The following is an 18906-nucleotide window of genomic DNA, read 5'->3' as shown; positions in this document are numbered from 1 at the left end:
TACGCGTTACTGTGTAAGGGTTACGCATTACTAGGATGGGCGTCAAGCGTGCGAGGTGGAGGCGGGTCATGGCGGACGGCGGCGGCGGTGGCGGCCAGGGCGACGGCGGGAGCTTTCTGCCGCCGAGCATCGAGGCGGCCTGGGGCCTGCGGGAGCGTCCCTCGAAGGGCCCCAAGCCCGGCCTGACCCTGGACCGGATCGTGGACGCGGCCGTCGCCCTCGCCTCGGCCGAGGGGCTCGGCGCCGTCTCCATGGGCCGGGTCGCCAAGGAGCTGGGCGCCTCGACGATGTCCCTCTACCGGTACGTCTCCGCCAAGAGCGAGCTGTACGTCCTCATGCAGGAGGCGGCCACCGGCGCCCCGCCCGAGCTCTTCCCGCCCGGCACCGGCTGGCGCGAGGCCGTGGAGGCCTGGGCGTGGGCGCTGCGCGAGGTCTACCACCGCAACCTCTGGATGCTGCGGGTCCCCGTCTCGGGACCGCCCGCGACACCGAACCTGGTCGCCTGGTGGGAGAAGGCCCTCGTCGCCCTGGAGCCCACCGGGCTCGACGCGGGGGCGAAGATCTCGGTGACCATGCTGCTCGGAGGGTTCGTCCGGAACGACGCCCTGGTCATGGCCGACCTCGACACGGTCATCGCCTCGGGCGGGGCGGACCCGGAGGAGGTGCTCGCCCGGTACGGCCGCACCCTGCGTCGGCTCGCCGACCCGGAGAGGTACCCGGAGGTGGCGCGGATGCTGGACTCGGGCGTGATGGACAGCGTCGATGAGCCGACGGCCGAGTTCCGCTTCGGCCTGGCCAGGATCCTGGACGGGGTCGCCGCGCTGGTGGAAGGGCGTGCCGTGTGAGCGCCGAACCCGGGGCGGCTCCCGGCCTCCGCGAGCGGAAGAAGGCGCGCACCCGGCAGGCCCTGTCGGACGCGGCCGTCGCGCTGTTCCTGGAGCGCGGCTTCGACGCCGTCTCGGTCGCGGAGGTGGCGGCCGCCGCCGAGGTCTCCAAGCCGACCCTCTTCCGGTACTTCCCGGCCAAGGAGGACCTGGTCCTCCACCGGTTCGCGGATCACGAGGACGAGTCGGCCCGGGTGGTGGCCGAGGGGCGCCGTGCCGGTACGGCGCCGCTGGACGCGCTGTCCGCGCATCTGCTCGACGGCCTCGCCCGGCGCGACCCGGTCACCGGGCTCTGTGATCACCCTTCGGTCCTGGCGTACCTCCGGCTGCTGTACGGCACGCCGGCCCTGGTCGGTCGCCTCCACGCGTACCGGGTGCGGTCGGAGGCGGCCCTCGCGGGCGCGCTGGCGGCAGGTGAGGAGGGTGACCCCCTCCTCGCGCGGCTCGCCGCCGGGCAGATCGTGACCGTGCTCAGGGTCCTCGCGGAGGAGAACACGGCCCGGATCGCGGCCGGGGAGACGGCCGACGAGGTGGAGGCGGACGCGATGGCGGCGGCGGGGCTGGCGTTTCGGGCGTTGCGGGAGGGGCTTCCGTACTGACCCCCGCGCCACTGACCCCCGCGCCGAGCTTGCGCTGCACCAAGTTAAAAATGTAACTCAGTAACGTTTTCCGTTAGGCTTGCCGGAATGACGTCACTGGACCTTGAGCTTGCTCGCGAACGCTCCCACCACGACGCCTGCCGTGCCGCCCTGATCCGGATGACCGAGGACGTCGCCGAACAGGTCGTCACCGGCGAGGACACCGCCGCGTCCGGCGCCGACGCCGAAGCCCTCGGCCGCCATCTGCGCAGTCGCGCCAAGGAGATGCGCGAGCAGCCGCCGGGGCCGCTGTTCTTCGGGCGCCTCGACCTCGACGACGGTCAGGTCCACCACATCGGCCGCCGCCGGATCGGCGAGGACCCGGCCGCCCCGCCGCTCGTCGTCGACTGGCGCGCGCCCGTCTCCCGCGCCTACTACCAGGCAGGCGCCCGCGACCCGCAGGGCGTGCTCCGGCGCCGCCGCTTCGGCTGGGCCCCGTACAGCGAGGGCGCTTCGGAGGATCTGACCGCCCTTGAGGACGAACGGCTCACGGCGGGTGGCGAGGTGACCGTCAGCGCGCTGCTCGCCGGGGAGATCGAGCGCCCCCGGGTGGGCCCGATGCGGGACATCGCGGCCACCATCCAGCCCGAGCAGGACGACCTCGTACGCTCCGACCCGGCCGCCTCGCTGTGTGTGCAGGGCGCGCCCGGCACCGGCAAGACCGCCGTGGGCCTGCACCGGGCGGCGTACCTCCTCTACACCCATCCGCAGCGGATCCGGCGTTCCGGTCTGCTCGTCCTGGGCCCGCACCGCGCGTTCCTCTCGTACATCTCCGAGGTGCTGCCCTCGCTCGGCGAGACCGGTGTCCGTCAGGCCACCCTCGACGACGAGATCGCCCGCCACCCGGTCCGCGCCGAGGACGGCGAGGCGGCGGCCCGGGTCAAGCACGACGCCCGGATGGCGGAGGTGCTGCGCCGCGCGCTGTACGGCAGGGTCGACCCGGCGCCCGCTGAGGACCTCGCGGTGCCGGACGGCTCGTACCACTGGCGGCTGCCGGCCGCGCAACTCGCCGCGATCGTCGCGGACGTACGGGAGGAGGCGCCGCCCTACGCGACGGGCCGCGAGCGGGTCCGCGCCCGGATCGTGCGGGCCCTCCAACTCAGGGCGGAGCGCCGGTGGGGACCCATGGGCGCGGCCTGGGCGCGGCGGATCGAGCGGGCGCGGGCGGTGACGGCGTTCCTCGACGCGTGCTGGCCGAAGGCGACGCCGGAGGAGGTGCTCGCGGGCCTCCTGACGGACCCCTCCGACCCCGCCCTGACGGCGGCCGAGCGGGCGGCGATCCGCTGGGACCGGCCGCCGCGCTCGTACCGCTCGGCGCGCTGGACCGCCGCCGACCTCGTGCTCCTCGACGAGCTCGCGGGTCTGATCGAGCGGCCCGAGAGCTACGGCCACGTCGTCGTCGACGAGGCCCAGGACCTCTCGCCCATGGAGTGCCGGGCGATCGCCCGCCGCACCGCGTTCGGCTCGCTCACCGTGCTCGGGGACCTCGCCCAGGGCACCACGCCGTGGGCGGCCCGCGACTGGGACGAGCAACTGACCCACCTGGGCAAGAGCGGGGCGCCCGTGGTGCCGCTCACCCTCGGCTACCGGGTCCCGGCGGCGATCGTGGACCTCGCCAACCGGCTCCTGCCGCACCTGGGCGCGGACGTACCGGCGGGCCGCTCCGTCCGGAAGGACGGCGAGGTGACGGTCGTCCGGACGACGGACCGCCTCGATCTGCGCGGTGCGACCGCCGGGGCCGTACGCGAGGCGCTCGCGGCGGAGGGGTCGGTCGGGGTGATCACGGCCGACGGCCTGGTGGGTCCCGTGGAGGACGCCGTACGCGGGTGCGGGGCGGCGGAGCGAGTGACCGTGCTGCCCGCGACGGTCGTGAAGGGCCTGGAGTTCGACCATGTCGTCGTGGTCGAACCGGCCGCGATCGTGGCGGCCGAGGCGCGGGGACCGAACCGGCTGTACGTGGCGCTCACGCGGGCGGTGTCCCGGCTGACCCTGGTGCACGCGGCGGAGCTTCCGGAGTGCCTGGCGGCGTCGACCGCCCGTACAGCAGGGTGAGTTCGGCTCCGATGCGGGCGAGCGCCGTACGTGCCTCCGGCGGGTCCAGGAGCTCCACGCGGGCGCCGAGACCGGCCAGTCGGGCGGCGACCACCTCGGGGGAGGGCCCGTCGGCCTCGAACGGCGTCCAGCCGTCCGCTTCGCGTTCCCCGTACCGTATCCGCCCGCCGAGCAGGCCTTCCAGGACCGACTCCGTGCCGGGGGCGGCCCGGCCCCGTACCGTCGCGGCGACCATCCGGTCCTCCATGCGGGCGGCGAGCGCGCGCCAGGCGGTGGGGAGGTCGAAGCCGTCGGGGCGTACGGCGGGGGCGCCGGTCTCGGTGACCGAGGTGACGCGGCCGATCCGGAAGGTCCGCAGGCCGTGTTCGGTGCCGGCGACGAGGTAGCGGACCCCGGACTTGGCGGCGATGCCGAGTGGCTGGACGGTGCGCTCGCGAGGTTCCCGGCCGGGGCGGGCGTAGCCGATCCTGACCTCCCTCGCGTCGACCACCGCCCTTTGGAGCGGCGCGAGTTGAGACTCCTCCGTCTCCGTGCCCGCCCAGTCCGTGCCGTCGGACACGCCCGCGCGGGCAGCCGCCTCGGCGCCTTCCCGGAGCGTCGCGGGGAGAGCCCGTACGAGCTTCCGCAGGGCGGTCCGGGTCCGGGGGTCGGCGACGGTGTCCGGACCGGTCAGGAGGAACAGCGCGCGGATCTCGGGGGCGGTGAGGCCGGTCAGATCGGTACGTGCTCCGCCGACGAGGGACCAGCCGCCGCCCTGCCCCGCCTGCGAGTACACCGGGATCCCGGAGCTCGCGAGAGCTTCGAGATCCCGGCGTGCGGTGCGCTCGGACACGTCCAGTTCCGCGGCCAGTTCGGCGGCGGTGACGCGCTGCCGGGTCTGGAGGAAGAGCAGGGCGGCGACGAGTCGGTCGGCTCTCATGCCGCCATTGTCGTAGGGGACTTCGTCTTCCCGGCCTTCCTGGTCTGCTGCCGCGTCCCCGGCGTCCCCACCTTCCCCGGCTTCTCCGGCGTCCCCGGCTTCCCGGGGCGGCGCAGGACGGTGAAGGCGATGGCCAGGGCGGCGAGCAGGAGACCGGCGCCGACGGCGAACGCCAGGTGGTAGCCGCCGGTCAGGGCCTCGGGGGCGGGGCGGCCGGCCGCCGTGAGCGACTCGGTGCGGGTGGCGGCCAGGGTGGAGAGGACCGCGACGCCGAGGGCCATGCCGATCTGCTGGGTGGTGTTGAAGAGGCCGGAGGCGAGGCCCGCGTCCTTCTCCTCGGCGCCCGACATGGCGAGCGAGGTGAGCGCGGGGAGCGCCAGGCCGAAGCCGGCGGCGAGCAGCATCACGGGGAGCAGGTCGGTGACGTAGGAGGCGTGGACGGGGACGCGGGCCAGCAGGCCGAGGACGCCGACGAGCAGGACGAGGCCGGTGAGCAGGACGTTCCGCTCTCCGAAGCGGCCGATGAGACGGGCCGAGACACCGAGGGAGACGGCGCCGATGACGACCGCCGCGGGCAGCATCGCGAGACCCGTCCCGGCGGCGCCGTACCCGAGGACCTTCTGCAGGTAGAGCGCGACGAGGATCTGGAACGAGAAGAGCGCGGCGACCATCAGCATCTGGACGGCGTTGGCGCCGGAGACGCTGCGCGAGCGGAGGATCCGCAGCGGCATGAGCGGGTTCGCGGTCTTCGCCTGGCGGACGAGGAAGCCGGCCAGGAGGGCGAGCGCGAGGGCCCCGAGGCCGAGGGTGTGCGCCGAACCGGCCCCGTACTCCTCGATCTTGACGACGGCGTAGATCCCGGTCATGAGGCCGGTCGTGACGAGCACCGCGCCGAGTACGTCGGCGCCCGCCCTGAGCCCGAGGCCCTGGTCGGAGGGGAGGGCGCGGAGGGCCACGAGGAGGGTGGCGAGGCCGATGGGCAGGTTGATGAAGAAGATCCAGTTCCAGGTGAGGGCGTCGGTGAGGATGCCTCCGAGGACCTGGCCGAGGGAGGCGCCGGCGGCGCCGGTGAAGCTGAACACGGCGATGGCGCGGGCCCGTTCGCGCGGCACGGTGAAGAGCGTGACGAGGATGCCGAGGCCGACGGCGGACGACATCGCGCTGCCGACGCCCTGGAGGAAGCGGGCGGCGATGAGGACGCCGGGGGAGGCGGCGACTCCGGCGAGGAGCGAGGCGGCGGTGAAGATGCCGGTGCCCGCGAGGAACATCCGCTTGCGGCCGATCAGGTCGCCGAGGCGGCCGGCGAGGAGGAGGAGCGAGCCGAAGGCGATCAGGTAGGCGTTGACGACCCAGCTGAGACCGACGGGGGTGAAGCCGAGGTCGCTCTGGATGGCGGGCATCGCGACGGTGACGATGCTGCCGTCGAGGATCGTCATCAGCATGCCGGTGGCGAGGACGCCGAGGGCGAGCCGGGGGGAGATGCGCGGGGGCGTGGGCACGGGGATCACTCCTGTTCGGTGGAGCCGACAGGAGTGACATTAGCAGAAGGTTTTGTTGCAGACTATTTTTTACGGAACGAGTGCGGGCTTCCGGGCCTGTCGACGTTCGGCTCGGTCGCGCTGGCGGGCTTCTCGGCCGCGCTGACGAGTCGCGCAGCCGCGCCGCGCGGCCGGGCCCCTCAGCCGCGCCGCCGGGCCCCTCAGCCGCGCTGGCGGGCCCGGCGGGCCGGCCTCGGGCTCTCGACCGGGTTCTCCAGATGGCCGGTGACCAGCAGGTTCAGGGCCTTCAGCAGGGCGATGCGGGTGTCGTCGGGGAGTGAGGCGAGGGCGCTCTCGTGGACGCCGTCGACGATCTTCTGGCTCTCCTCGGCGACCTTGGCCCCCGCCTCGGTCACGGCGATGATCCGCGCGCGCCGGTCGGTGCTCGACGGCCGGCGCTCGGCGAGCCCGGCCTTCTCCAGGGCGTCGACGGTGACGACCATGGTCGTCTTGTCCATGTCCCCGATCTCCGCGAGCTGCGCCTGGGTGCGTTCCTCCTCCAGGGCGTGGACGAGGACGCAGTGCATCCGGGGCGTGAGTCCGATCGCGTCGAGCGCGGCGGCCATCCGGGTCCGCAATGCGTGACTGGTGTGGTCGAGGAGGTAGGAGAGATCGGGCTCGGTGCGGGTGGGCGCCATGGCTGTCATGTCGACAAGGGTAACGAGGATCGATCCGTCGCGGATTATCGTGAAGTGGACGGACGGGGCCACGGTCGCCCGTCCAGGATGGACCCATGGCGACCCCCCTCCTCTTCCTGGACGTCGACGGCCCGCTGATCCCCTTCGGGGCGAGCGGGCGGGAGTACCCGACGTACGCACCGCCGCCGCCCCCGTCCGTGAGCCCGCTCCTCGCCCGGCTCGATCCCGCGCAGGGACCGCGGCTCGCGGCACTCCCTTACGCACTCGTCTGGGCGACGACCTGGGAGGACGACGCCAACACCTGGATCGCGCCGCGGCTCGGACTTCCGGCCCTGCCCCTGGTCCGGTGGCCCGAGGACGGGCCCGATCCCGCGCGGGGGGTGCACTGGAAGACGCCGGGACTCGTGGCCTGGGCCGACGGGCGGCCGTTCGCCTGGGTCGACGACGAGATCGGCGCGGCCGACCGCGACTGGGTGGCCGCCCACCATCCCGGCCGGGCGCTGCTCCACCGGGTGGACCCCCGCCAGGGGCTCACGGCGACGGACTTCGGGGCGCTCGCCGCCTGGGCGGGGTGACCACCCGAACCAACCACCCCTCTGGCGGAGGGTGTTGGGTGATGCGAGGGTCACCTCGCCGACCTCTCGTGTCATCTGCCAGTACGGCGGGCGGGGTGCGGCGGAGCAGACTCGACGGGCGCGCAGGTCCCGGTCCCGCGCGGGCTCCGGGTCCCGTGCGGGGGCCCGGGCCCCGGGTCGCTCGCGCACGGGACCCGGGGGCAACGTCTCAGCCGCGGCCGGGGTGCGTGCCGGCCCCGCTCTCGCGAGCCGGCCGCGCTCCGGGCTGCCGGGGCATGAGGGTCTCGTCGGCGACCCGGGCGCGGTCGCCGGCGCCGGGCGGCGGTGCCAGGGCGATCCCCGCCCCGGTGAGGATGCCGAGGTCCAGCTCCCAGTCGTACCGGGAGCGGTCCTCCCAGACGGCGAACGCGGCCCGGACATGGTGCCGGGCCTGCGGCTCGCTCATCCCGGTGACCTTCACGAGGTGGGCGTACGCCCGGTCCTCGATGCCGCGCACCTGGGCGAGGCCGAAGTGGGTGACGGTGTGGCAGTCGGTGCAGAGGCAGATGAGCCGCTTGAGGGTCTGGACGCGGGTGGTGGCGTCGTAGGTCCATCGTTCATGGGCCTCCAGCCACCGCCGGGCCGGGCGGTCCTCGCCCGCCCCGCAGGCCTCGCAGCGCTGCCCGGCCCGACCGGTGATCATCCGGCGGAGCCGTTCCCAGTCGGCCTCGGCCACGCAGGACCGGACGTTGGTGAACCAGCAGGTGCGCGGCACGAGGTCGACGAAGAGCCCGCTGCCGAGTGTCCGGTCCTCGCCGGGCAGCAGGTCGGGGACGTCGGCGGAGGCGGCCCAGCGGGCGAGTTCGGTGATCCCGGCCCGGGGCGCGAACCACCGCTTGGCGGCGGGGTCCCAACGGGCCCCGCCGCGCTTGGCCGCGTCCTTCTCGGCGTACGGCACGTCCAGCCAGACGCGTTCAACCGGCATGCGGAACCCCCCTGGTGCCCTCGGCCCGACTCGGGCGCCGCGGGCGCCCCGGGTCATGGTGGCACGAACGGCGGAGGCCTACAGGGGGGTTCGGGGAGGTTCGGGGCGCTAGGAGCGGGGCTGGGTGAAGCGCAGCATGTTGCCCGCCGGGTCGCGGAAGGCGCAGTCGCGGACGCCGTACGGCTGGTCGACCGGCTCCTGGAGGACCTCGCCGCCGGCCGCCCGGACCTGTTCGAAGGTGGCGTCGACGTCCTCGGTGGAGAAGATCACGCCGCGCAGCATGCCCTTGGCGAGCAGCTCCGCCACCGCCTGCCGGTCGGCGGGGGAGGCGTTGGGGTCGGCGAGCGGCGGTTCGAGGACGATCTCCACGTCCGGCTGCGCGGGGGACCCGACGGTCACCCAGCGCATCCCCTCGAAACCGACGTCGTTCCGCACTTCGAGACCGAGGGCGTCGCGGTAGAAGGCGAGGGCCTTGTCGTGGTCGTCGACCGCGATGAAGCACTGCGAGAGCTTGACGTTCATGCCTTCGAAGCTACGGCGGGCCGCAGGATTCCGCTTCTCCGGAACTGATCGACGGCTCAGCTCTTCCGGACCGGCCGCGTACGCACCTTCGCGACGCACGCCGGGATCACGGCCCCGTCCTCGTGCCGGCGGGCCCGGTAGGCGGACGGCGTCTCGCCGACGAGTTCGGTGAAGCGGGTGCTGAAGGACCCGAGCGAGGTGCACCCGACGGCGACGCAGACGTCCGTGACGCTCATGTCACCCCGCCGGAGCAGCGCCTTGGCGCGCTCGACGCGGCGGGTCATGAGGTGGCTGTACGGGGTCTCGCCGAAGGCGGCGCGGAAACTGCGGGCGAAGTGCCCGGTCGACATGAGGGCGACGGAGGCGAGCGCGGGTACGTCGAGCGGCAGCGCGTAGTCGCGATCCATCACGTCCCGCGCCCGGCGCAGCCGTACCAGGTCCTCCAGTGCCACGCCCACCAGCATGGCACGGCGGGGCAGGAGCGGCGCGGGACGCGAGGGACGACGGGACCCGCCGGTACCTCGGCGCCATCGAGACGGCCCGCCGCCGCTTCGACACCCCGGCGGCCTGAAGGGGCCGAGGGGTGCGGTCGCTCATTCCGTGGACGTGGACACGTGCGCGAGCAGGCGGTCCAGCGGGCGGGGTACCTCGGCGAGGTCGAGGGCGTCGACGAGCGAGCGGGCGTACTGGCTCTTGCGGCCGCTGATGGTGCCCATGAAACGTCGCAGCTGCCGCTCGACGTCCCGCTCCCGCTGGGCGGGCTGCTTCTGGAAGATGCGGAAGGCCCGCAGGTCGCCCTGGGCGTCGACGACCCGCTGCACCGACTCGGCGCCGAGGGAGCGGATCAGCTCCTCCTCCAGGTCGGCGTCGCAGACGTAGAAGCCGAGCGGCTCCATGTCGGCGCGGGCGAGGCCGTGGCCGAGTCCTTCACGTTCGAGGGCGCGCGAGAAGTGGCCCTCCTCGCCGGCGTCGCACAGGCCCGCCAGCGTGACGCCGAGCCCCTGGGGCCCGAGCAGATGCACGAACCTGCCGATGTTGGTCGCCCCTCCGAGCGGAATGACGGCGATGCCCTCGGCGTCGAGGGAGCGGCCGTGCCGGGCCGCGAGCGCGTCGAGCGCGACGTGGTCGCTGACCCCTTCCACGAGCACGGCCGTACGCAGCTCGGTGCCGGCCGCGACGTCGCGCGCGACCGCGGCGGCCGCCGAAGCCTCGGAACCATCGGCCGCCCACTCCCTGACCGCCGCCCGGAAGCGCCCCGTCGTCGTCTCCATGCGGCCCAGTCTCGCAGCAGCGACCGCGAAGATCACGGGGATTACGGGCGGCCTCGCGCGGGTGCGCGGGGTCAGTGCGTACGGCGAGGAACGCCGTTCCGAGGAGTACGGGTTCGGCGAGACGGGAGGCCATCCCGATGTTGGGCCGGTGAGACCGAGCACGATGGGTGTCGTCATCCTTCCGTCCCGACCTGCCCTTTCGTGAAGCTCTGAGCGTGACATCTGTCGTTGTGGCCGGCGGCGTTCTCGGCGTCCGGCAGGGCCGTTGCCCTGGGTTCACGTCATGGAGACGACGACCTTGCCGGCCTTCGCGCGGCCTTTCTCGACGTACTCCATGGCCTGGAGGGTCTCGTCGAAGGGGAAGACGCTGTCGACGACGGGGCGGATCTTCCCGGCGTCGATGAGGGGGGTGAGTTCGCGCAGCTGGTCGCCGCTGGCCTTCATGAACAGGAAGGAGTACGTGACACCGAGACGCTTGGCCTGGCGCCGGATCTTGGCGCTGAGCGCGGCGATGCCCAGGCGGAGCACCAGGTTCGAGCCGAGTTCGCGGGCGGTGGCCGGGTCGGGCGGGCCCGCGACGGAGATGGCCAGGCCGCCGGGCTTGAGGATGCGCAGGGACTTGGCGAGGTTCTCGCCGCCGAGGGAGTCCAGGACGAGGTCGTAGCCGGTGAGGAGTTCGGAGAAGTCCTGGGTGCGGTAGTCGATGACCTCGTCCGCGCCGAGGTCCTTGACGAGGTCGATCTTGGCGGTGCTCGCGGTGGCGGCCACGTGCGCGCCCAGTGCCTTGGCCAGTTGGATGGTGATGGATCCCAGGCCGCCGGCGCCCGCGTGGATGAGGACCTTCTGGCCCGGCTGGACGTTCGCCCGCTCGACCAGGGCCTGCCAGGCGGTCAGCGCGACCAGGGGGAGGGAGGCGGCCTCGGTCATGGTGAGCGTGGCGGGCTTGGCCGCCAGGTCGTCCTGGTGGACGGCGAGGAGTTCGGCGAAGGTGCCGATGCGGTCCTTGTCGGGCCGCGCGTAGACCTCGTCGCCCACCGCGAAGCGGGTGACGGACGATCCGACGCGGACGACGGTCCCGGCGAGGTCGTTGCCCAGTACGAGCGGGAGACGGTAGGGCAGGATCTGCTTGAGGTCACCGTCGCGGATCTTCATGTCCAGCGGGTTGACACTCGCGGCGTCGATCCTGACCAGGACGTCGTCGGCGCCCACCTGGGGGTCGGGTGTCTCGGCGGCACGCATGGTGGACGCGTCACCGTACTTCTCGACCATGAAGGCCTTCATCGTCATCTCCGTTCGTGCGGTCTCCCGTCCAAGCGGGAGGGGTGTTCTGTTCGTGCGGGGTTTGTCTCGTTACGAGCTGGTTTGTGGTGTCTTCTGGTCCGCGCGCTCCGCGTCGGCACTGCAGTGGCCAGTGCCTGCGCGGAGAGCCCCGCGGCGGCCGTGTTTCCGGGCTCAGGCCACCGGCACGGCCGGGGCGATGACACTGCCCGCGTCGCCGCCCTGGAGGCGGCCCAGCGAGCCCGCGACGCCCTCGTGCGGTGCTCCGAGCGGCATGGCGCGGACCTTGCCGAGGCGCGCGTACCGCTCGTCGGTGAGCTGGACGTCGAGGGCTGCGAGGTAGCTGTCGGCGCTGTCGAGGAAGGTGCCGCCGGCCTCGGCGAACCGGTCGAAGATCCGGCGTGCCTCGCCGGGCTCGGCGCCGGCGCCCCAGCCGGTGCCGAAGTTCGCGGTGCCGAGCGCGTACACGGAGGCGCGTAGTCCGGTCTTGCGGCCGAAGGCCGTGCAACGCAAGAGAAGTCCTTGCGCAGGGCGCCTGGAAGGCCGTCGGGCCGTGGTGGAGGGAGCGTCAGCCCGCGGTCGGCTGGGGCGTCGCGGACAGGCTCTGCTTGACGTACCGGCTGGTCTCGTCGGCGAGGATCTCCGGCAGGCCGGTCTCGATGCCGTACAGGGCCTGGGCCGCGACGTCGGCGGCGGCGACCTTCTGATCGGCGGGCACGCCGGCGGCCATGTCGGTGTCCATGTAGCCGACGTGCAGCGCCGAGACGGTGATCCCGCGGGGCGCCAGTTCCTCGCGGCTCGCGTCGCTCAGAGCCCAGGCGGCGGCCTTGGAAGCCGCGTAGGAGCCGAGTCCTGCCGGGTGGAACCAGGACAGGGCGGACAGGACGTTGAGTACGGCGCCGCCGCCGTTGCCCTCGATGACGGGAGCGAAGGCCCGTGTGGCGACGAGCGGGCCGAAGAAGTTGGTCTCCATCTCGCGACGTACCTCGTCCAGGTCGCCGCCGACCAGCGTCGCGCCGGTGGAGACGCCCGCGTTGTTGATCAGCAGCGTCGCGTCCGACGCGATGCGGGCGGCCTCCCGTATCGACTCCTGGTCCGTCACGTCGAGGCGCAACGGGTGGACGCCCGGCAGGTCGACCGTCTCGGGACGCCGGGCCGCCGCGTAGACCTTGGCGCCACGCTCGACGAGCTGGGCGGCCAGGTGCCGCCCGAGGCCCCGGTTGGCGCCGGTGACCACCGCGACCGCGTTCTGCAGTTCCATGCTCGCTCCTGTCCTTCGCAGGCGCCGTCGGAGCACCCGCGTCAATTAGATTTCAACCACAATCTAAACACGGACTAGGATAGATATCAATCGACATCTAAACTCGTGCAGGAGGTGGCCATGGGCCGCGTATCGCAGGCGCAGGCGGAGGAAAATCGCAGGCGGGTGGTGGACACCGCGTCGCGGCTGTTCCGGGAGCAGGGCACCCACGTCAGCGTCGCCGATCTCATGAAGGCGGCCGGCCTCACCCACGGCGGTTTCTACAAGCAGTTCGCCTCCAAGGAAGCGCTCGTCGATGAGGTCACCGCCCACGTCTTCGATGAGATCGCACGGCGCAATGCGGCCGGGCTCGACCGGCACGACGGGCAGCGGGATGCCGCTCAGCGGGCCCTGATCGACTCCTACCTCTCCGTCGAACACCGTGACAACGCGGCGGACGGCTGCCCGGTCGCGGCTCTCGCCATCGATGTCGCGCGCGGACCCGAAGGCCGCGAGGCGCGCCGTACCTACGCGGAGGGCGTGGCCGACTTCGCCGCGTTCCTCGCCCCCGCCGAGGCCGTCGCGGGCGGCGAGGGCGTCGGGGGCGGCGAGGGCGGCCTCGCCCGCCTGTGCACCCTGGTCGGTGCTCTGGTCCTGTCCCGGGCCACCCAGGGCTCCCCGCTCTCCGAGGAGATCCTCGCCGCCGCGCACGCGGCCCTGACGGAAGCCGGCTGACCGGGGGCCGGCACCGGGCGCCGCGCGGCGTGTGTGCACCGGTCGCACCCGCGAGGTGACGCGGGGCCCGAGGCCTCCGTGCTCGCGGCCTGATCGGTCTGGCGTGGTTCCGTGCTCCCACGGCAGCTGTCGTGCACATGCGACACCCGTCGCGCTCAGGCTCGGCCGGACGGTTGCCGGTCGGAGGCGACTCTTGCAAGCGGCTGCTTGCAATAGTTAGCAAAGGCTGGCATGGTCGGGGCATGGCATCGCTCAACGTCGGCAATCTCGGTGAGTACCTCCGCGAACAGCGGCGGACCGCGCAGCTCTCCCTGCGGCAGCTCGCCGACGCCGCCGGGGTGTCGAATCCGTACCTGAGTCAGATCGAGCGGGGGCTGCGGAAGCCGAGCGCCGAGGTGTTGCAGCAGGTCGCGAAGGCGCTGCGGATCTCCGCCGAGACGCTCTACGTGCGGGCCGGGATCCTCGACGAGAAGGAGCGGGAGGAGCTGGAGACGCGCGCCGTCATCCTCGCCGATCCCTCGATCAACGAGCGGCAGAAGCAGGTGCTGCTCCAGATCTATGACTCCTTCCGCAAGGAGAACGCCGCCGAGGCCGCCGCAGCGGCCTCCCAGGCTGCCCAGGCGGACCGGACGGCCGAGGTCGATCAGGCCGGAGCCACCGGAGCCACCGGAGCCGACAGAACCACCGAGACCCCCGCGGGCGCCCGCGCCGCGGCCGCCGAGCGGCCCGCCGACGCGTCCGATGCCTGACCGTCCCTGAGCCAGCGCTCGCTCGTACGTCACATCCGGGAGGACCACCAGCATGGCCATCATCGACGAACTGCGTACCCCTCTCTACTTCGCCGCCGGCACCGCGGACCTCGCCGTGCAGCAGGCCAAGAAGGTTCCCGGCCTGATCGAGCAGATCGCCGCCGAGGCGCCCGCCCGCATCGAGGCCGTACGGAACACCGACCCGAAGGCCGTGCAGGAGAAGGTGACCTCGCAGGCCAAGGAGGCCCAGGCCACTGTGCAGTCGAAGCTCGCCGACGTCGTCGGCGCTCTCGACACGGACCTCAAGAAGCTCGGCGAGACCGCCCAGGACTTCGCTCTGCGCGGCGTCGGCGTCGCCGCCGAGTACGCCGTCAAGGCGCGCGAGAAGTACGAGGAGGTCGCCGCCCACGGCGAGGAGGCCGTCAGGGCCTGGCGCGGGGAAGTCGCCGAGGAGATCGTCGAGATCGCCGTCGTCGTCGAGCCGGAGGAGACCAAGGCCGAGGAGACCAAGGTCGAGGAGACCAAGGCCGAGGAGGAGCCGGTGGCGGCCTCCACCGAGCCCGCCGAGGCGAAGAAGGCGCCCGCACGGAAGACCACCGCCCGCAAGGCGCCCGCCAAGAAGACGGCCGTCGCCGCCGAGAAGGAGTAGCGCCGGGCACCAATGCGGGTACCTGGTGCGTTGAACCGGGTACCTTGACCGCGAGGCGCTCTTTCCCTCTTCCCTAGGCGGTGCTCAGCATGTTGCGCGCGGGATTCGACTCCCTCCTCTCCCTGGTGATGTTCCTGATCTTCACCGGCTTCGCCGTCGCCGCGCTCGTCTTCGCCGCCATGGCGCGCGAGGACGCCTACCGCGCCGCCGAGAAGCAGACGAAGAAGTTCTGGCTGATCATCCTGGGCATCAACCTCGCCCTGAATCTGCTCTTCCCGATGCTCTTCCTGCAGATCGCGGGAGTGATCGCCGCCATCGTCTTCATGGTCGACGTCCGCCCCGCGCTCCAGCAGGTGTCGGGCGGCGGAGGTGGCCGACGGGGCGGCGGCTCCAGCAGCGACGGGCCGTACGGCCCGTACAACGGCGGCCGCTAGCCGCGAGAAGCGACATCAGGGCCCGGGGTCATCCCCGGGCCCTGTCCCTTTCCAGGGCCAGGACCGCGACGTCGTCCGTCAGCTCGCCGCCGTTCAGGGACCGGACCTCCGTGACCGCGGCCTCCAGGAGCTCGTCGCCCCGCAGGCCCGAGGCCAGCTGCCGGTTGATCATGTCGACCATCCCGTCCTGGCCGAGCCGCGGCGAGCCGGGTCCGGCCGAGCGGCCCTCGATCAGCCCGTCCGTGTACATGAGCAGGCTCCAGGCCCCGCCGAGCTCGACCTGTCGGCGCGGCCAGCGGGCGCGCGGCAGCAGTCCGAGTGCCGGGCCGCCGTCCTCGTACGGCAGCAGCCGTGCCGCCCGCCCCTGCCGGGCGATCAGCGGCGACGGGTGCCCGGCGAGGCACAGGCCCGCGCGGCGGCCGTCGGGCGCGATGTCGACGGTGCAGAGGGTCGCGAAGATCTCCTCGCTCTCCCGCTCGTGCTCCAGGACCTGCTGCATCGTGGAGAGCAGCTCGTCCCCGCACAGCCCCGCGAAGGTCAGGGCCCGCCACGCGATCCGCAGCTCGACGCCGAGCGCGGCCTCGTCGGGGCCGTGGCCGCACACGTCGCCGATCATGGCGTGGACGGTGCCGTCGGGCGTACGGACCACGTCGTAGAAGTCACCGCCGAGAAGGGCGCGCGAGCGGCCGGGACGGTAGTGGGCCGCGAACCGGAGGTCGGAGCCCTCCAGGAGCGGCGTGGGGAGCAGCCCGCGCTCCAGGCGGGCGTTCTCCTGTGCGCGGAGCCGGGACTCGGCGAGCTTCACCTGGACGGCGTCGGCGCGCTTGCGCTCGACCGCGTACCGGATGGCCCGGCTGAGCAGCCGCCCGTCGAGTTCCTCGCGGAACAGGTGGTCCTGGGCTCCGACGCGTACCGCCTCGGCCGCCAGCTCGGCGTCGGCGGAGGCCGCCAGCGCGAGGACGGCGTGGCGCGGGGCGAGCCGCAGGATGTGCCGCAGCGGGGCGAGCGGGTCGTCGCCCGCGGCGGCGCGGGGGCCGGGCAGGGACAGGTCGACGAGGATGCAGTGGACGTCGTCGGTGAGGAGCCGCTCGGCCTCGGTGAGGTTGCGGGCGGTACGGATGCGGACCCGGGTGCCGGCGGCGTCGGCCGCGTCGAGGAGTTCGGGTACGGCGAGGGCACCCGCCGGGTCGTCCTCGACGACCAGGAGAGTGAGATCGGTGCGGTCGGTGCCTGTGACTGTGCCTGTCATAGCGGTGGCGTCCATGGCGGTGGCGTCCGTAGTGGCGACGTCGCCGGGTCCCACAGCGGCAGAGACGTTTCTCTGACGCGGTACGGATACGGGCATCGGTCCGGGTTTCCTTCCCTCCCCCCCGAGGGTGCGCAGGGCGCCGGGTGGCGTCCCGCCCGTCCCGGACCATAGCGGTAGGGCGGTGCGCAGCGGAATGGCGATCAGCGGGTCGGCGTCCGCGTCTCGATTGGCATATGCCGCGGAAGGGGAGGTACTTGCCCCCGTACGGCCGACGGGGCGCCCCCGAGGCAATGAGAAAGGTCACGCCGGGGCGGCGCCCGCGGTTCCGCCGCGGCGCGTGGACTCCGTCACGTCGGGCGGACGGCGCCCGGTCACGTGGAGGGGAGCGGGAGCGCGAGCCGGTGGCCGTCGTCACACCGGCGGACGGCGCCTCGTGACGTCGTGCGAACGGCCACCCGTCGCACCGGCGGACGGCGCCCCGTGACGTCGTGCGGACGGCCACCCGTCACACCGGCCGACGACGCCCCGTCACGTCGTGCGGACGACGCCCAGGATCTCCATCGAGCCGGCCCCCGCGAGCGTCACGTTCCGGCCGGGGCGCGGTGCGTGCACCATCGTGCCGTTTCCGACGTACATCCCGATGTGGCTCGCGTCCTTGAAGTAGACGATCAGGTCGCCGGGCCGCATGTCCTTGATGTCCACGCGCGGCAGCAGGCGCCACTGCTCCTGCGAGGTGCGCGGAATCGGCCGGCCCGCCGTGCCCCAGGCGAGCTGGGTCAGTCCGGAGCAGTCGTACGAGTCCGGTCCCTCCGCGCCCCACACGTACGGCTTGCCGATCTGCCCGGTCGCGAACTCGATCGCCCTCTTCGCCTCCGGCGTCGTGTCCCCCTTGAGGCCGGCGAGGACGCCGGTGCCGAGCCAGCTCGTCTGGGCCCTGGACAGCGCCTGCTCTTCGAGCCGCCGCAGCCGCTCCCGCTCCTCGGCGGCGAGTTCGGACTCCAGCTTCTTCGCGGCGGCGATCTTGCCCTCGATCTCCTTCTTCGCCTGGGCCTGCCGCACGCGGTTGGCCTCCAGCTTGGTCCAGTTCATGCCCGCGTCCTTGGCGTACACGTCCAACTGGGCCTGGGTGCGGGTCATTTCACCGAGCAGGTCCGTGGTGGCCTTCGCCCCGGCCTTGAGGCGTCCCGCGTTGTCGAGGAAGAGCTGGGGATCGTTCGTGAGGACGAGCTGCGCGCCGTCGGGGAGTCCGCCGTTGCGGTACTGGGCGCGGGCGGTGGCGCCGGCCTTGGCCTTGAGCGCCTCGATCTTCTCGCGGCCCTCCACGATCATCACGGCGACCCGGACGATCTCGGCGGACTGCTCCTTCGTCTTCTCCTCCGCGAGGTTGTACGCGTCGGTGGCGACGGCGGCCTGCCGGTACAGGGTGTCCATCTCCTTGCGCACCTCCTCCAGGCTCTTCTTCGGAGGCGGCGGCGGGAGCGGTGCGGCGGCGGCCTGCAGGGTCAGCGCGGGTGAGGCCAGCACGGTCAAGGCGCAGATCATGGTGATCGCGGCGGTGGCGTGGCGGCGTCGGTTCACGAGCTCCCCCTCGAGTGACCAAATCTGATTTACCGTCAGTAACTTGGCGGTGACCTTGGCGATAGTGCCATGCGAAACCGTAAAGCAACAGGGGAAACCGGGGCCTGTCGGGCCTGCTCCCCTCACGGGGGACGTGAGATACGGGCGTGGCGTTCCCGACGTACCGGAAATTCAGCGTCAGTTGGGAAAAGACGAGGTCTCGTTCTCTCAACCCCGCGGCGCCAGCGCCCCCCACCGCACCGTCACCTCGCCCTGGCGCCACCGCCGGGGCCCGTCCGTCAGCGGCCAGTCCGCCGCCAGGTCGCGGGCCGAGCGGATCCACCGCTGCCGCGCGCCGAGCGAGGCGTACGGGGCCGCCGCCGCCCACGCCCGGTCGAAGTCCCGCAGGAACGCGTACACCGGCTCACCCGGCACATTGCGGTGGATCAGCGCCTTCGGCAGCCGCTCCGCCAGGTCCGACGGCCGGTCGAGCGAGCCGAGCCGGGTCGCGAAGGTCACCGTCCGCGGCCCGCTCCCGTCGAGCGCGACCCAGACGTGCCGGCGCCCGATCTCGTCGCAGGTTCCCTCCACGAGCAGTCCGCCCGGGGCGAGCCGCCCGCACAGCCGCTCCCAGACGGCCGCGACCTGCTCCTCGTCGTACTGGCGCAGCACGTTCGCCGCCCGGATCAGGGCGACCCGGCCGGGTACGGGAACCTCGAAGCCGCCGTGCAGGAAGGAGAGGCCCTCGTGCTCGTACGGCTTCGCGGCCTCGACGCGGGCGGGCTCGATCTCGATGCCGTAGAGACGGGTGCGGGGTTCGGCGGTGCGCAGCCGGGCGAGGAGCTCGACGGCGGTCCAGGGGGCGGCCCCGTACCCGAGGTCCACCGCGAGCGGCGGTTCGGGGGAGCGGCGCAGGGCGGGCCCGTGGACGGCGGCGATCCAGCGGTCCATGCGGCGCAGACGGTTGGGGTTGGTGGTCCCGCGGGTCGGGGTGCCGACGGGGCGGGTGGTGCG

At 73.0% G+C, this 18906-nt stretch carries 21 protein-coding genes; 8 read left to right on the top strand and 13 right to left on the bottom strand.

The features are described 5' to 3' along the window. Positions 1 to 68 precede the first annotated feature (68 nt). The 3 genes from AOK00_RS13435 (at position 69) to AOK00_RS13425 (ending at position 3574) form a co-directional block, all read left to right on the top strand. Positions 69 to 845 carry a TetR/AcrR family transcriptional regulator gene (locus AOK00_RS13435; protein WP_055600536.1) on the top strand — a complete coding sequence of 259 codons (777 nt, stop codon included), beginning with the start codon at positions 69 to 71 and terminating at the stop codon, positions 843 to 845. Beyond that, entirely contained in the window at positions 842 to 1483 is a 642-nt protein-coding gene (locus AOK00_RS13430; RefSeq protein WP_055600535.1) for a TetR/AcrR family transcriptional regulator, read from the top strand. The genes AOK00_RS13435 and AOK00_RS13430 overlap by 4 nt, the downstream gene beginning before the upstream one ends. A gap of 87 nt (positions 1484 to 1570) precedes the next feature. Continuing rightward, on the top strand, positions 1571 to 3574 hold the full coding sequence (locus AOK00_RS13425; RefSeq protein ID WP_055600534.1) for a HelD family protein: 2004 nt from the start codon (positions 1571 to 1573) through the stop codon (positions 3572 to 3574). Here the strand turns inward: AOK00_RS13425 and AOK00_RS13420 are convergent. From AOK00_RS13420 to AOK00_RS13410, 3 genes are all read right to left on the bottom strand, one after another. After that, positions 3486 to 4493: a helix-turn-helix transcriptional regulator gene (locus AOK00_RS13420; protein ID WP_055600533.1), complete on the bottom strand. Its 1008-nt coding sequence runs from the start codon at positions 4491 to 4493 to the stop codon at positions 3486 to 3488. The genes AOK00_RS13425 and AOK00_RS13420 overlap by 89 nt on opposite strands. Next, positions 4490 to 5935, bottom strand: coding sequence for an MFS transporter (locus AOK00_RS13415; protein WP_254047355.1), 1446 nt, complete (start codon positions 5933 to 5935; stop codon positions 4490 to 4492). The genes AOK00_RS13420 and AOK00_RS13415 overlap by 4 nt, the downstream gene beginning before the upstream one ends. Positions 5936 to 6192: 257 nt before the next feature. Then, positions 6193 to 6678, bottom strand: coding sequence for a MarR family winged helix-turn-helix transcriptional regulator (locus tag AOK00_RS13410; RefSeq protein ID WP_055600531.1), 486 nt, complete (start codon positions 6676 to 6678; stop codon positions 6193 to 6195). Between the two features lie 86 nt (positions 6679 to 6764). Between AOK00_RS13410 and AOK00_RS13405 the strand changes: the two genes are divergently transcribed. Continuing rightward, entirely contained in the window at positions 6765 to 7244 is a 480-nt protein-coding gene (locus tag AOK00_RS13405; RefSeq protein ID WP_055600530.1) for a hypothetical protein, read from the top strand. 208 nt (positions 7245 to 7452) lie between these two features. Here AOK00_RS13405 and AOK00_RS13400 read toward each other — a convergent pair whose 3' ends face one another. The 7 genes from AOK00_RS13400 to AOK00_RS13370 all read right to left on the bottom strand — a co-directional run bounded on the left by AOK00_RS13400 (position 7453) and on the right by AOK00_RS13370 (position 12540). Continuing rightward, positions 7453 to 8208, bottom strand: a complete 756-nt coding sequence (locus AOK00_RS13400; protein ID WP_055600529.1) for a DUF5710 domain-containing protein — start codon at positions 8206 to 8208, stop codon at positions 7453 to 7455. A 108-nt stretch (positions 8209 to 8316) separates the two neighbouring features. Further along, entirely contained in the window at positions 8317 to 8730 is a 414-nt protein-coding gene (locus AOK00_RS13395; RefSeq protein ID WP_055600528.1) for a VOC family protein, read from the bottom strand. A gap of 56 nt (positions 8731 to 8786) precedes the next feature. Continuing rightward, complete coding sequence (locus AOK00_RS13390; RefSeq protein WP_055600527.1) at positions 8787 to 9194, bottom strand: helix-turn-helix transcriptional regulator; 408 nt, start codon at positions 9192 to 9194, stop codon at positions 8787 to 8789. A gap of 129 nt (positions 9195 to 9323) precedes the next feature. Next, positions 9324 to 10001, bottom strand: a complete 678-nt coding sequence (locus AOK00_RS13385) for an ATP-dependent endonuclease (protein ID WP_055600526.1) — start codon at positions 9999 to 10001, stop codon at positions 9324 to 9326. Between the two features lie 276 nt (positions 10002 to 10277). Further along, complete coding sequence (locus AOK00_RS13380) at positions 10278 to 11282, bottom strand: NADP-dependent oxidoreductase (RefSeq protein ID WP_055600550.1); 1005 nt, start codon at positions 11280 to 11282, stop codon at positions 10278 to 10280. A gap of 171 nt (positions 11283 to 11453) precedes the next feature. Further along, positions 11454 to 11792, bottom strand: coding sequence for a hypothetical protein (locus tag AOK00_RS40275; RefSeq protein ID WP_055600525.1), 339 nt, complete (start codon positions 11790 to 11792; stop codon positions 11454 to 11456). Between the two features lie 55 nt (positions 11793 to 11847). After that, positions 11848 to 12540 (bottom strand): SDR family oxidoreductase, encoded by a 693-nt coding sequence (locus tag AOK00_RS13370; protein ID WP_055600524.1) that lies wholly within the window; start codon positions 12538 to 12540, stop codon positions 11848 to 11850. A 120-nt stretch (positions 12541 to 12660) separates the two neighbouring features. On the opposite strand from AOK00_RS13370, the gene AOK00_RS13365 reads away from it, so the two are divergent. From AOK00_RS13365 to AOK00_RS13350, 4 genes are all read left to right on the top strand, one after another. Then, positions 12661 to 13254: a TetR/AcrR family transcriptional regulator gene (locus AOK00_RS13365; RefSeq protein WP_055600523.1), complete on the top strand. Its 594-nt coding sequence runs from the start codon at positions 12661 to 12663 to the stop codon at positions 13252 to 13254. 242 nt (positions 13255 to 13496) lie between these two features. Further along, a complete protein-coding gene (locus AOK00_RS13360; RefSeq protein ID WP_055600522.1) occupies positions 13497 to 14003 on the top strand; it encodes a helix-turn-helix domain-containing protein in 507 nt (168 codons plus the stop codon). Positions 14004 to 14055: 52 nt separating this feature from the next. Further along, on the top strand, positions 14056 to 14652 hold the full coding sequence (locus AOK00_RS13355) for a hypothetical protein (RefSeq protein WP_055600521.1): 597 nt from the start codon (positions 14056 to 14058) through the stop codon (positions 14650 to 14652). A gap of 89 nt (positions 14653 to 14741) precedes the next feature. After that, entirely contained in the window at positions 14742 to 15086 is a 345-nt protein-coding gene (locus AOK00_RS13350; RefSeq protein WP_055600520.1) for a DUF2516 family protein, read from the top strand. 28 nt (positions 15087 to 15114) lie between these two features. On the opposite strand, the gene AOK00_RS13345 is transcribed toward AOK00_RS13350, so the two are convergent. From AOK00_RS13345 to AOK00_RS13335, 3 genes are all read right to left on the bottom strand, one after another. After that, on the bottom strand, positions 15115 to 16350 hold the full coding sequence (locus AOK00_RS13345; RefSeq protein ID WP_055600519.1) for a PP2C family protein-serine/threonine phosphatase: 1236 nt from the start codon (positions 16348 to 16350) through the stop codon (positions 15115 to 15117). Between the two features lie 513 nt (positions 16351 to 16863). Next, positions 16864 to 17913 (bottom strand): C40 family peptidase, encoded by a 1050-nt coding sequence (locus tag AOK00_RS13340; RefSeq protein WP_055600518.1) that lies wholly within the window; start codon positions 17911 to 17913, stop codon positions 16864 to 16866. Positions 17914 to 18120: 207 nt separating this feature from the next. Continuing rightward, on the bottom strand, positions 18121 to 18906 hold a 786-nt coding region (locus tag AOK00_RS13335), incomplete at its 5' end, for a hypothetical protein (RefSeq protein WP_055600517.1).

The organism is Streptomyces aureus (genome assembly GCF_001418135.1).
GTDB lineage: Bacteria > Actinomycetota > Actinomycetes > Streptomycetales > Streptomycetaceae > Streptomyces > Streptomyces aureus_A.
The sequence above is the reverse complement of the archived record's forward strand: the minus strand, read 5'-3'. Positions and strand labels throughout refer to the sequence as shown.